Below are 12,206 nucleotides of genomic sequence, written 5' to 3'. Positions count from 1 at the left end.
GAGAACAGCACCATGAACGCAGCCATCCGCCTCCCTGTCGAGCAGGCCTATGCCGCTGAACTGCAGGCGCTGGCGCGCAATGACGAACGCCAGAAGCCGGCCGGATGGAGCCTGTCGCCGAAGGCCGTGCTGACCTATCTGCTCGGCGGCAAGGCAAGCGACGGCACCGTGATATCGCCGAAATATGTTGGCCGCCGCCGGCTGATGGAAACCGCGGTGGCGACACTCGCTACCGACCGCGCGCTGCTGTTGCTCGGCGTTCCCGGCACCGCCAAGTCCTGGGTGTCGGAACATCTGGCCGCCGCCATCATGGGCAACTCGACGCTGATCGTGCAGTGCACGGCCGGCACCGACGAGAACCAGATCCGCTACGGCTGGAACTATGCGCAGCTTTTGGCCAAAGGGCCGAGCCAGGAGGCGCTGGTGCCGACGCCGCTCTACCGCGCCATGGAGAGCGGCAAGCTATGCCGCCTGGAAGAGTTGACGCGCATGGGCTCCGATGTACAGGATACGCTGATCACCGTGCTGTCGGAAAAGATGATGCCGATCCCGGAACTCAACACGTCGCTCTATGCCCAGCGCGGCTTCAACATCATCGCCACCGCAAACAACCGCGACAAGGGCGTCAACGAGCTGTCCTCGGCGCTGAAACGCCGCTTCAATGTGGTGGTGCTGCCGCTGCCCGAGGACATGGCGGAAGAGGTGGCGATCGTCTCCAAGCGGGTCGACGAGATGGCCGGCGGGCTCGACCTGCCGGTGCCGAAAAATGTCGGCGAGGAGATCGCTCGAGTGTTGACCATTTTCCGCGAGCTGCGCTCGGGCGCAACCGCCGACGGCAAGGTGACGCTGAAGACGCCTTCGGGTTCGCTCTCGACCGCCGAGGCGATCGCCACCATGGTCGGCGGCCTCAGCCAGGCGGCGTGGTTCGACAGCGGCAAGCTCGGCGCCGAAGGCCTCGCCGCCAGCCTTGTCGGCGCCATCGTCAAGGACCCGGTGCAGGACAAGGTGGTGCTGGAGGAATATCTCGAAACGGTGCTCAAGAAGCGGCCGGACTATGCCGGCTATTACGCGGCGCTGAACGCAGCGATCTGAGGTCATGAGCGACGTCGCCTATTTCGGCATCCGCCATCACGGGCCGGGCTCCGCCGACAGCCTGGTGCAGGCGCTGCGGGACTTGCAGCCGGTCGCGGTGCTGATCGAAGGGCCGAGCGACGCGTCCGCCCTGCTGCCATTGCTGGCGCGCCCGCAGATGCAGCCGCCGGTGGCGCTGCTCTGCTACCCCGAGGACGATCCGGCCGCGACAAGTTTCTGGCCGTTCGCCGAGTTCTCGCCGGAATACCAGGCGGCGGTGTGGGCGGTGGAGAACAAGGCGGCATTGCGGTTCATCGACCTGCCGTCATCGGCACGGTTCGCGGCACCGGCAACCGACGACACCGAGAAAACGGCTGACGCCGACAAGCCCGAACCCAAGGACGAAACCGGTGAGGATGGCGAGCCCGCATCGCATCGCGACCCGATCGGCACGCTGGCTGCGGCCGCCGGCTATGAAGATGGCGAAAGCTGGTGGGCCGACATTATCGAGCAGAATCCGCAGCCGGGTCCAATCTTCGCTGCCATCACCGATGCGATGACGACGCTGCGCGACGGCGAAGGTGCGATCGCGCCGTTCGAGGCCAAGCGTGAAGCGCATATGCGATTGGAAATCGCCGCCGCGCGCAAGGAATTCGCCGGACCGATCGCCGTCGTCTGCGGCGCATGGCATGTGCCGGCCCTGCAGGCCGCGCACACGCAGAAGAACGACCAGGCGCTGATCAAGGGAATTGCCCGGCGCAAAAGCATCATGACATGGGCGCCATGGACCGGGCCGCGTCTTGCGCTGGGCTATGGTTATGGCGCTGGCGTCGTCGCGCCCGGCTGGTGCAAGCATCTGTGGCGCACACGAGGGCGGCGCGACGCCGCGACGCTGTGGCTGGCGACGATCGCGGCGGTGCTGCGGGCGAAGGGCCATCTGGTGTCGACCGCGTCGCTGATCGAGGCCGAGCGGCTTGCGCGCACACTGGCTGCCATTCGCGAGCGGCCGAAGCCCGGCTTCGAGGAATTGCGCGATGCCGCGATCGCGGCGCTGTTCAACGGCGAAGCGGTGCTGTGGGCGCTGGTCGAGGCCGAGCTGCTTTTGGGCGCGGATGTCGGCGAGATTCCGCCCGACACGCCGCTGGCGCCGCTGATCGAGGACCTGCAGCGCAACCAGAAGGCGGCGCGGCTGAAGCCGGAGGCGCTGGAACGCGAGCTGTCGGTCGATCTGCGCAGCGAAAGCGGACTGTTTCGTTCGACATTGCTGCACCGGCTGAACGTGCTTGGCGTGCAATGGGGCAGGCTGGCCGACGCCGGCCGCAGCCGCGGCACCTTTCGCGAAAAATGGACGCTGGCCTGGGAGCCGGAATATGCCGTGCGCCTGGTCGAGAACCTGATCTACGGCCCGACTATCGAAAAGGCCGCCAATGGCCGCCTGATCCAGATGCTCGGTGCGGCCGCGAGCCTCGACACGCTTGCCGCCCTTGTCCAGAGCGCCATTACGGCGGATCTGTCGGAGGCCGCGAGCGCCGGCCTTGTAGCGTTGGAGGCGCGCGCAGCGCACAGCAGCGAATGCCTGGAGATGCTGGCCTCGGTGCCGCCGCTTGCCGACATCATCCGTTACGGCGAGGCGCGCAAGACCGAAACCAACCGGCTGTCCGGTTTGTTGGAACGGTTGATCGTCGAGGGCGCGATCGCGCTGCCCTATGCGGTGCGCGACCTGGACGAGCAGGCCGCCACCACGCTGGTCGGTGCTGTGCGCAAGGCCGACACGGCGATCCGGCTGGTCGAGCCCGGCGAAGACGTGCTCGATGCATGGCGCAACGGCCTGACCGGCGTGCTGGAAGGTCCGCGCTCGACGGCGCTGCTCGCCGGCTGCGCCGCGCATCTGCTCTATGAAGCCGGCCAACTGTCGGCAGAGGACGCCGCCGGGCTGCTCGGACGCAGGCTGTCGCCGGGGACGCCGGTCGCCCAGGCAGCGGGGTTCTTCGAAGGTTTCTTCAGCACTGCCGGCCAGCGGCTGATCTACGACGAGGGCCTGCGCGGCGCCGTCGATGGGTGGCTTAAATCGCTAGGCGAGGACGCTTTCATCGCGCATCTTCCGTTGCTGCGCCGCGTCTTCTCCAATCTGGACTCGATGGAGCGGCGGCGGTTGATCGAGGCCGTGCTCGGCCGCACCGCAAGGTTGCCGGCCGGCCTGACGCCGGCGCCGGATGGCGGCGAGGGCTGGCGCCGTCACCTGGAGCGGCTTGGGCCATTGCTGGCGGGCGGAGTGTGACAATGGATGACGAAGCCGAAGTGCCCGAACCCGGCCCAGCATCCTCCGATAGCGGGCGCGAGCGCCGCTGGCGGCTGGCGATCGGCGCCGATGACGAGGCTTCCTCCGCCCTTTCCAGTGATGACAAAAAACTGTCTTCGGCGCTCGATGCGCTTTACGGCGACGGCGCCAATGCCGATGCCGACCCGCGCAAGCGGCGCGGCGGGCTCGGCCGCTCGGCGCCACGCGTGGCGCAATGGATGGGCGATATCCGCTCCTTCTTTCCCGCCCAGGTGGTCCAGATCGTCCAGAAGGATGCCTTTGAGCGGCTGAACCTGAAGCAGATGCTGATGGAGCCGGAATTCCTCAAGGCGATCGAGGCCGACGTCAACCTCGTCGCCGACCTGATCTCGCTGCGTTCGGTGATGCCGCCCAAGACCAAGGACATCGCCCGCACCATCATCGCCGACATCGTTGCCAAGCTGATGCAGCGGCTGGAGCAGAAGACCGCCGAGGCGATCCGTGGCGCGCTCGACAAGTCCCGACGCACCAACCGGCCGCGCCAACGCGACATCGACTGGCCGCGCACCATCTCGGCCAATCTTCGCCACTACCAGCCTGAGCACAAAACCGTCGTGCCGGAAAAACTGGTCGGCTTCATGCGCAAGCAACGCCGGCTGGTCGATCTCGACGAAGTGGTGCTGTGCGTCGACCAGTCCGGCTCGATGGCGAGCTCGGTGATCTACGCCTCGATTTTCGCCGCGGTGATGGCGTCGCTGCCGGTCGTGCGCACCAAGCTGGTCTGTTTCGACACGGCCATCGTCGACCTGACCGAAGAGCTCAGCGACCCGGTCGAGGTGCTGTTTGGCGTGCAGCTCGGCGGCGGCACCGACATCAACCAGGCGGTCGCCTATTGCGCCGACCGCATCGAGCGGCCGACCAAATCCCACTTCGTGCTGATCACCGACCTCTATGAGGGCGGCAACGGCCAGGACTTGCTGCGGCGGCTTGCGGCGCTGGTCCGGTCCGGCGTCAATGTCGTCGTGCTGCTGGCGCTGACCGATCAGGGCCGGCCGGGCTATGATCCGGCGATGTCGGCTTCGGTCGCGGCACTTGGCATACCGGTCTTCGCCTGCACGCCGGACCTGTTTCCCGACATGATGGCGGCGGCGCTGCGGCGCGAGGATATCGGCGCCTGGGCAGCCGGCGCCGACATCAAGCTGATCCGCGCCGAGACGGAGCCGAGCAGTCAGGCCTGACTATTCGAACGAATAGGCAAATCCGTCGGCCGAAGCGCTGACCGTCACCTTGGTCATCTTCTCGCCGTCGAGCGACCGGTTCAGCACGCCGCGGCTGAGTTCCGGCAACAGCGTGTTGGTTAGGATGGCGTCGATCATGCGGCCACCGGACTCGATTTCGGTGCAGCGCGCCTTGACCAGCGCCATGACGCCGTCGCCGATCACCAGTTCGGCGTCGTGGCTGGCGCGCAGCCGTCGCGCGATCTTGCCGAACTGATGGCGCGTGATGGCCTCGATCATCGAATCCGAGAGCGGATAGTAAGGGATGGTCACGACGCGGCCGAGGAACGCTGCCGGAAAGACTTTCAGCAGTGGAGCGCGCAAGGCTGCATCGAGGCCGTCGAGCCCCGCCCTCACCGTGCCGTTTTGCGTCCGCTCCATGATGACTTCGGAGCCGACATTCGATGTCAGCAGGATCAGCGTGTTCTTGAAGTCGATGCGCCTTCCCTCGCTGTCATCCATCATGCCCTTGTCGAAGACCTGGAAAAAGATCTCGTGGACGTCGGGATGGGCCTTCTCGACCTCGTCGAGCAGGATCACCGAATAGGGTTTTCGGCGCACGGCCTCGGTGAGAATGCCACCCTTGCCGTAGCCGACATAGCCGGGCGGTGCGCCCTTGAGCGTCGAGACGGTGTGCGCCTCCTGGAATTCGGACATGTTGATCGAGATCAGGTTCTGCTCGCCGCCATAGAGCGTCTCGGCCAGCGCCAGGGCCGTCTCGGTCTTGCCGACTCCCGAGGGGCCGCAGAGCAGGAACACGCCGACCGGCTTTTCCGGCGCTCCGAGCCCGGCGCGGCTGGTCTGCACGCGCTTGGCAATCATCTCCATGGCGTGATCCTGGCCGACGACACGTTCGGACAGCGTGGTGGCCAGCTTGAGCGCCTTTTCGGTCTGGCTGGACAGCATCCGTCCCGTCGGGATGCCGGTCCAGTCCTGGACCACGGCAGCGACCGCATTGCGGTCGACCGACGGCAGGATCAGCGGCGTCTCGCCTTGCGCGGTGGCAAGCTCGGCCATGAGTTCACGCAGCCGCGCCAGATCGGCGACAGGATCTGACGGCGCAGCTTCGGCCGCCGGCGCTTCGGTCTCGGACGCTTTGGCCTTCCGCTTTTCAAGCTTGGACGTTTCGGCCTTGGGCGGTTCAGCCTTGGGCGTCTCGGCCTTCGGTACCTTGGTCTTTTCTTCGTCCGGCGCTGCTGGTTCGGCATCGGCCTCGGTTGTCGCCACCGCATCGAGCGGGACGCCGTCGCCGCGCAGCCGCGCGCGCAGTTCGAGGATCTCGGCAACCAGCGCCTTTTCGCGCTCCCAGCGCTCCTCGGCGGCGGCGAGCATGGTCCCGGCCTCAGTGAGCCCGGCCTCGACCCGCGCCTGCCGGTCAGTTACTTCGATGCCGATCGCGGCCTCGCGGCCGATGATGCCGCTTTCGACTTCCAGCGCCTGGCGGCGCCGCAAAATGTCCTCGACCTCGGCCGGCGTCGCATGCTGCGAGATCGCCACCCTGGCGCAAGCCGTGTCGAGCAGGCTGACCGCCTTGTCGGGCAATTGCCGCGCCGGGATGTAACGATGCGACAGGCCGACCGCCGCCTCGATCGCCTCGTCCAGGATCTGCACTTCGTGATGCTGTTCGAGCACGCCGGCTACACCGCGCAGCATGAGCACAGCGACCGCTTCCGACGGCTCATCGATCTTGACCACCTGGAAACGGCGGGTCAGCGCCGGGTCCTTTTCGATGTGCTGCTTGTACTCGGCCCAGGTGGTTGCGGCGATGGTGCGCAATTCGCCGCGCGCCAGCGCCGGCTTCAAGAGATTGGCGGCATCGCCGGTTCCGGCGGCACCACCGGCGCCGATCAGCGTGTGCGCCTCGTCGATGAACAGGATGACCGGCGTCTCGGATGACTGAACTTCGTCGATCACCGCCTTCAGGCGCTTCTCGAACTCGCCCTTGACGCTGGCGCCGGCCTGCATCAGGCCGACGTCGAGCATAAGCACGCTGATGCCCTGCAGGGGCGGCGGCACGTCGCCCTGGGCGATGCGCAGGGCAAACCCCTCGACCACCGCGGTCTTGCCGACACCGGCCTCGCCGGTCAGGATCGGGTTGTTCTGCCGGCGCCGCATCAGGATATCGATGATCTGCCGGATCTCCGGGTCTCGGCCGACAACCGGGTCGATCTTGCCGTCATGGGCGCGCTGGGTGAGGTCTGTGGCGTATTTGGCCAGCGCGGAGTCCCCGCCCGGAGCTCGCCGCGGCGCCTCCGCGGTGGGAGCCACTGCTGCCGTGGCGCCGGCTTCGAGCGAACCGTCCACCACCTCGGCAAAGCGGGCGATGACCCCGTCGGCGTCGATCTTGTCGAATTCGCCGCTGATCTTCGCCACCAGGCCTTCCAGCACCGGCGTCTTCAGGCAGGCGAGCACGATATGGGCGCTGCGGACCTCCTCCATGCCGAATTCCAGCGTCGCCAGGTTCCAGGCCTCCTGGATGGCGTGAAAGATGTGGTCGGAAAATTCCTCGATCGAGGTGGCGCCGTAGGGCAGCTTGTCGACGGCGCGGGTCATTTCGCTGGTAAGCCGGCTGGCATCGACGCCGGCATCGGCAATGATCATCTGCACATCCGAACGCTCGGACAGCACCAGTTGTTCTATGAAATGGACGAGTTCGACGTAAGGATTGCCGCGCAGCTTGGCGCTGTCGGCGGCGGCCTTGAAGGCGCGCAGGCAGACCGGATTGAGCTTGCCAACCAGTTCCTTGCGTTTGAACCCCTGCGACGACCGGCGCTGTTCCATCGAACGTGCTCCTGCAATCTGCCCGTCGACAGCCTGCCACATAAGCAGCCGCTTGACAAAGCGCTTGATGCAGCCGGCCTTTTCCCTTTGTGGAGAGTCCCGCGCCGCCAAATGCAGACAACCACGATTTTTTCTAATCCTATGCGATGCGCTTCACATACGAGGTTGGCCAAGCACGCCATGAATTGCGCTATCCGAGACGCAGTTGCACCGACATTCATTAGCGCTCGTTAACTTTTGAGCGGATGGCGAATTGTGGGAATATGCAACCGTGTGCTAACGTTGGGTCACGTACGGTTTTAGAGCCGGTCGCCGGGGGTATCTGTGATCGATCTCGCACTCTGGCTTGCTCCGCTGGACGGTGAAAATCCGTCAGGCGAAGACTTGCGCAACGATCCGGCTTTTCATGAGCTGGAGCGGCTCACGGAGCCGCAGGTCAAGGTCGTCCATGACGGGCGCAACAAGCCAGCCGCGCAATCGACCATTCCGGTCGACTGGCCTGCCGTGCTCGGCAAGGCCGAGGAGTTGCGTTCGCATGGCCGCGACCTGCGCCTGCTTGTCATTGTCGCCCGGGCGCTGGCCAATGAAGAGGGATTGGCCGGACTGGCACAGGGCCTGACCCTGATTGCAAGGACCTTCGAGACGCATTGGGAGACGATGCACCCGGCGCTGCGGGCCAGCCCCCAACCACGCGAGGCCGCCTTGCGCCGCCTCAACGCGCTGGCCGACCTGCAGAACGGCCAGGAAGGCCTGCTGGCGAACCTCAGGCAGATGGTCTTCTTCGCGCCGCGTCCCATCGGGCCGATCAGTGGACGCGATCTCGAACAGGGTGCGCTCGACGATCGCGTCATGCTTCAGGAAGCGGCGTCGGGATTGAATGCCACGGAGAAGGCAGCGCTGGTCAGCGCGCACGGACAGCTCCTGAACCGGGTGGGCAGCGGTTGTGCCGCCCATCAGGACCAAGCCGGTGAACAGATGACAGCGCTCATCGCCGGGGCGCACGCAGCGATCGAGGCGCTCGACGCGGTCGATACGGCCCTGAATGCCCGTCTTGACAGCAACGGGGCTGCCGTCCCGGACCTGAAACGATTTTTGCAGCGCGTGCTGACGACGCTGGAACGCAACACGGCGGTCGAGACCACGGAAGAGGCAGCGACGAAGGGGGCTGCCAGCCCGGCTGCGCCCCCGGCAAGCCCGGCCGCGCCGGTCAGAAACGGTCATGGAGCCGAGACGATGGCAAGCTACGCGGAGACCGGTGCGGGGCTCCCGGACAGGATTTCCTCGCGCGACGATGTGGTGAAGTGCCTCGACCTTGTGGTCGCGTTCTACGACCGCACCGAGCCGTCGAGCCCGATCCCGCATCTCGCCCGCCGGGTGCGCAGAATGGTGCACATGGATTTCGTTGAACTGATGGAAGACCTCGCCCCGTCGGGGCTCAAGGAATTCCGGCTGCTCGCCGGCGTTCCCGACGCCAAGAAGACTGCCCAGAAGGATGAAAGGTAGCAACACATGCCAGCCGAAAGCAAAGCGAAGGTCATCGAGCGAAATCGCGCCCCGCGCGTGCAGATCGCCTACGATGTCGAAACCTACGGCAGCCCGACGACGATCGAACTGCCGTTCGTCATGGGCGTGATGGCCGACCTGTCGGGCGCATCGCAGACCAGGGAAGCGTCCAAGACGGTGCTCGACCGTTCCTTTGTCGAGACCGATGCCAACCGCTTCCCCAAATTCATGGAAGCGCTGGGGCCCAGGGTCAAGGCGCGGGTGAAGAACACGCTGCCGCAGGCCGAGGGACAGGAGCGCGACGAAGAACTGGCGCTCGACCTGACCTTCACCAAGATGGGCGATTTCGCCCCCGACAAGATCGCCGAACAGGTCCCGCAATTGGCCGAAATCCTCAAGATGCGGCGCCAGCTCGAGGAGCTGCTCGGCTTCATGGACGGCCGCGTCGATGCCGAAAAGCGCATCGCCCAATTGCTGAACAACCAGCCGCTGCTTGGCCAGATCGCCGCCCAGGCGCTGTCCGACGACAAGGGTGAGGAATAGATCATGGCCGAACAGCAAAAGACCGCAGCATCCGTCGCCGAGGCCGAGGCCGTCGATCTCGGCGAATTCAGCCAGCTCTTGGAGAAGGACTTCAAGGTCAAGAAGGACGACAGCGAGAAGCTGCAGCAGCTGGTTCGCAACCTGGCTCTGGCGGCGCAGTCGCGCTCCGAGACGACGACGATTTCGTCCAACTCGATCAAGTCGATCAAGTCGTTGATCGCCGGCATCGACAAGATGCTGACGACCCAGGTCAACGAAATCCTGCACGCGCCGGAAGTGCGGCAGATGGAAGGCACCTGGCGCGGCCTCTGGTATCTCATCAATAACACCGAGACGGATCAGAAGCTGAAGATCCGGGTGATGAACATTTCCAAGGAGCAGCTGGCCGATACGCTCGAAGACTATGAAGGCCAGATGTGGGACCAGAGCCCGATCTTCAAGAAGGTCTACACCGACGAGTATTCGATGCTCGGCGGCGAACCGATCGGCTGCGTCATCGGCGCCTACGAGTTCTCCAACCACCCGCGCGACGTCGGCCTGTTGCGCAACATCTCCGGCATCTGCGCCTCGGCGCACACGCCGTTCATCGCCGCCGCCTCGCCACGGCTGTTCCGCATGGACAGCTGGCAGGAACTGCCCAACCCGCAGGACCTGCAGCAGATCGTCTCCAACCCGGCCTACGCCTCGTGGCAATCGCTGCGCGAGAGCGAGGATGCGCGCTATATCGGGCTGACCATGCCGCGCGTGCTGGCGCGGCTGCCCTACGGCTCGGAGACAGTCCCGGTCAAGGGCTTCTCCTTCGAGGAGGAAGTGCAGGGCGATCACAACAAATATGTCTGGATGAACGCTGCCTTCCCGATGGGCGTCAACATCAACCGCAGCCACAAGCTCTATGGCTGGGGCACCCAGATCCGCGGCGTCGAAAATGGCGGCACTGTGCTTAACCTGCCGGTGCACTCCTTCCCGACCGATGACGGCTCGATCGCGATGAAATGCCCGACGGAAGTCGCTATCGACGACCGGCGCGAGGCGGAACTGGCCAAGCTCGGGCTGATGCCGATCCTGCACCGCAAGAACACCGATCTCGCGGCCTTTATCGGCGCCCATTCGCTGCAGGATGACGAGACGCGGGCCGGCCGCCTGGTCGACCCCGACGCCCAGTCCAACGAGCGGCTCTCCGCCAACCTGCCCTATCTGTTCCCGGTCTCGCGCTTCGCCCACTACCTCAAGGCGATTGCGCGCGACAAGGTCGGCTCGTTCAAGGAACGCACCGACATGCAGATCTGGTTGACCGAATGGATCAACCGGTACGTGCTGGCCAACCCGGCCTTCGCCGACGACAAGGCGCGCGCCAAGCGTCCGCTTGCCGCCGCCGAGGTGCAGGTCGACAGCGTGGAGGGCCGGCCGGGCTACTACAACGCCCGCTTCTATCTGCGCCCGCACTACCAGCTGGAGGGCATCAACGCCTCACTCAGGCTGGTGTCGGAATTGCCCTCCGTGAAGACCTGATTGCAGCAACCAAACCTTTGTTTGAAAGCGGTGGAGAACGAAAATGCCCACAATGAAGATCGACGGTTTTCTGAAAGTTCCGGATATCAAGGGGCCCAGCACGCGCGACGGCCATGACGACGAGATCGAAATCCATGGCGTCGATTACAAGATGGTCGCGCCCTACGACCCCAATTCCCTCTCGCGCCGAGGCCGCGTGTCGATGGGCATGATCAAGTTCACCAAGCACTATGACAAGGCCTCACCCTATCTGGCCAAGGCCCTGTTCGAAAACAAGGCGCTGGACGAGGTAAAATTCTCCGCGCGGCGGACCATCGACGGCGAGAGCAAGGACTATCTGGTCGTTACCCTGACCGACGCCTCGATCATGGAATACGACATGTCGCAGGCCGATGATGAAGCCGACCTGATCCAGGAGGAAGTCTCCTTCGCCTACAAGAAGATCAAGTTCGTCTATGACGACAATGACGAAGCCGAAATGGATGTCTATGTCGGCAAGTGAGGGGCGAGCAAAGCGCCCTGCCGCCGACAAGGTACAGGCGGGCGGTTCACGGGCCAAGCGCGAGGCGGTACAGCCTTCGCTGTGGGACCGCCTCGTCAACGACCTGCCGGGCCTGAGCTCGGAGATAGACGGGCTCAGGCAGGCTCTGCAGGAGGAGCTTGGCGCAGAGCATCTGGACGAGCTGCTGGCGGACGGGCCGCGGCGCATCGACGCCGACGACGCGCTGAACCCCGATCAGAAACGCCGGCTGCATCGGCTGGCGTTTCAGAACCGGCATCGCGGCGACCTTGAAAGCCGGGGCATCGTGGTGTCGCCCGATGTGCTGCGCGAGGCCGTGCGGCGCGACATCGAGGCGCTGTTCAACACCGAGCGTTTCGAATCCGCGCCGCTGCTATCCGATCTCGAGGCCGAGCAGATGACCGACAGTCCGACATCGCTGGCCGACTTTCCGGAGGTGCGCCGCAGCGTTGTCAATTATGGCGTGCCGTCCTTCTCCGGCCGGTCGTCGCGCGACTTCGATCGCGATGTTCTGGCACGCGAGATCCGCGCCGTGCTCGCCACATTCGAGCCGCGGCTGAAGGAGAGCGCGACGAAAGTCACGGTCAACCTCGGCGACAAGACCGGCCTGAAGATCGAGATTGACGCCGTGCTGATCATGACGCCGACGCCCGAGCGCATGCGCCTGCGCACGACGATCAATCTCGACAACGGACTGGCGCGCACCGAGTTCAGGGAAGCCTGA

Annotated in this window: 9 protein-coding genes; 8 read left to right on the top strand and 1 reads right to left on the bottom strand. The window is 65.2% G+C overall.

Features of this window, described 5'->3' with window-relative positions:
* The first annotated feature begins 12 nt into the window (after window positions 1-12).
* From NKJ78_RS13905 to NKJ78_RS13895, 3 genes are read left to right on the top strand one after another with little or no spacing between them, the layout of a single operon-like run.
* Window positions 13-1,092, top strand: a complete 1,080-nt coding sequence (locus tag NKJ78_RS13905) for an ATP-binding protein (RefSeq protein ID WP_023701533.1) — start codon at window positions 13-15, stop codon at window positions 1,090-1,092.
* A gap of 4 nt (window positions 1,093-1,096) precedes the next feature.
* On the top strand, window positions 1,097-3,349 hold the full coding sequence (locus NKJ78_RS13900; protein ID WP_352460791.1) for a DUF5682 family protein: 2,253 nt from the start codon (window positions 1,097-1,099) through the stop codon (window positions 3,347-3,349).
* 2 nt (window positions 3,350-3,351) lie between these two features.
* Window positions 3,352-4,587, top strand: a complete 1,236-nt coding sequence (locus tag NKJ78_RS13895) for a VWA domain-containing protein (RefSeq protein WP_352460793.1) — start codon at window positions 3,352-3,354, stop codon at window positions 4,585-4,587.
* On the opposite strand, the gene tssH is transcribed toward NKJ78_RS13895, so the two are convergent.
* Window positions 4,588-7,407, bottom strand: coding sequence for a type VI secretion system ATPase TssH (gene tssH, locus NKJ78_RS13890; RefSeq protein ID WP_352460794.1), 2,820 nt, complete (start codon window positions 7,405-7,407; stop codon window positions 4,588-4,590).
* A gap of 324 nt (window positions 7,408-7,731) precedes the next feature.
* Between tssH and tssA the strand changes: the two genes are divergently transcribed.
* The 5 genes from tssA to tssE are packed head-to-tail and all read left to right on the top strand — an operon-like array spanning window position 7,732 to window position 12,206.
* Window positions 7,732-8,910 carry a type VI secretion system protein TssA gene (gene tssA, locus NKJ78_RS13885; protein ID WP_352460795.1) on the top strand — a complete coding sequence of 393 codons (1,179 nt, stop codon included), beginning with the start codon at window positions 7,732-7,734 and terminating at the stop codon, window positions 8,908-8,910.
* 6 nt (window positions 8,911-8,916) lie between these two features.
* Window positions 8,917-9,453: a type VI secretion system contractile sheath small subunit gene (tssB, locus tag NKJ78_RS13880; protein ID WP_023673718.1), complete on the top strand. Its 537-nt coding sequence runs from the start codon at window positions 8,917-8,919 to the stop codon at window positions 9,451-9,453.
* 3 nt (window positions 9,454-9,456) lie between these two features.
* A complete protein-coding gene (tssC, locus tag NKJ78_RS13875; protein ID WP_023682611.1) occupies window positions 9,457-10,962 on the top strand; it encodes a type VI secretion system contractile sheath large subunit in 1,506 nt (501 codons plus the stop codon).
* 52 nt (window positions 10,963-11,014) lie between these two features.
* Window positions 11,015-11,464: an Hcp family type VI secretion system effector gene (locus NKJ78_RS13870; protein ID WP_023673716.1), complete on the top strand. Its 450-nt coding sequence runs from the start codon at window positions 11,015-11,017 to the stop codon at window positions 11,462-11,464.
* Window positions 11,451-12,206 carry a type VI secretion system baseplate subunit TssE gene (gene tssE / locus NKJ78_RS13865; protein WP_352460811.1) on the top strand — a complete coding sequence of 252 codons (756 nt, stop codon included), beginning with the start codon at window positions 11,451-11,453 and terminating at the stop codon, window positions 12,204-12,206. The genes NKJ78_RS13870 and tssE overlap by 14 nt, the downstream gene beginning before the upstream one ends.

The sequence above is a fragment of the Mesorhizobium sp. M0037 genome, assembly GCF_040323635.1.
Taxonomy (GTDB): Bacteria; Pseudomonadota; Alphaproteobacteria; order Rhizobiales; family Rhizobiaceae; genus Mesorhizobium.
This window is presented reverse-complemented; position numbering and strand designations above follow the sequence as displayed.

Excerpts from the sequence above, each read along its gene's own strand:
- NKJ78_RS13905 (WP_023701533.1), top strand. The coding sequence starts at position 13 with ATGAACGCAGCCATCCGCCTCCCTGTCGAGCAGGCCTATGCCGCTGAA.
- NKJ78_RS13870 (WP_023673716.1), top strand. The coding sequence starts at position 11,015 with ATGAAGATCGACGGTTTTCTGAAAGTTCCGGATATCAAGGGGCCCAGC.
- NKJ78_RS13900 (WP_352460791.1), top strand. The coding sequence starts at position 1,097 with ATGAGCGACGTCGCCTATTTCGGCATCCGCCATCACGGGCCGGGCTCC.
- NKJ78_RS13895 (WP_352460793.1), top strand. The coding sequence starts at position 3,352 with ATGGATGACGAAGCCGAAGTGCCCGAACCCGGCCCAGCATCCTCCGAT.
- tssB (WP_023673718.1), top strand. The coding sequence starts at position 8,917 with ATGCCAGCCGAAAGCAAAGCGAAGGTCATCGAGCGAAATCGCGCCCCG.
- tssH (WP_352460794.1), bottom strand. The coding sequence starts at position 7,407 with ATGGAACAGCGCCGGTCGTCGCAGGGGTTCAAACGCAAGGAACTGGTT.
- tssC (WP_023682611.1), top strand. The coding sequence starts at position 9,457 with ATGGCCGAACAGCAAAAGACCGCAGCATCCGTCGCCGAGGCCGAGGCC.
- tssE (WP_352460811.1), top strand. The coding sequence starts at position 11,451 with ATGTCGGCAAGTGAGGGGCGAGCAAAGCGCCCTGCCGCCGACAAGGTA.